The following is a 496-nucleotide window of genomic DNA, read 5'->3' on the forward strand; positions in this document are numbered from 1 at the left end:
GGGGCTCTGGTTAATTCAGGGTGAGGATGCGCACGGAGAGCGCTTTTCTGACGAGTCGCGATGGCTAGTCTGCGCATCGGGTACAAACTGGTACAAGCACCAGCCGACATTGAAGGGGCAGGAAAACTTTACCGGCGAGTTGCTTCATTCCGTTGACTATCATGATCCACAAAGCTTAAAGGGCCAGAATGTGTTGGTGGTGGGTGCGGGCAACTCTGGGGTCGACATTGCTTGTGACGCCGCATACATGGCCGACAATGCCTATATTAGTTTGCGTCGTGGTTACCACTTCGTGCCTAAGCATATATTTGGAATGCCTGCTGATGTGTTTGGTGCTCAAAGCGACTGGATGCCGATCAAGTTATCGCAGCTTGTCTTCGGTGGTTTACTGCGCATGCTCAATGGCGATTTGACGCGTCTTGGTTTGCAAAAGCCAGATCATAAAGTGCTTTCAAGCCATCCCATATTAAATACGCAGATACTTCATTATTTGCAG

The 496-nt window shown here is 49.8% G+C and carries 1 protein-coding gene; it reads left to right on the forward strand.

Annotation, left to right across the window (positions count from 1 at the left end; translation table 11 throughout):
• Positions 1 to 496: FAD-dependent oxidoreductase (locus tag A3750_RS23040; protein WP_156498874.1), on the forward strand; the 496-nt coding region annotated here is incomplete at both ends.

This window comes from Oleiphilus sp. HI0079 (genome assembly GCF_001635105.1).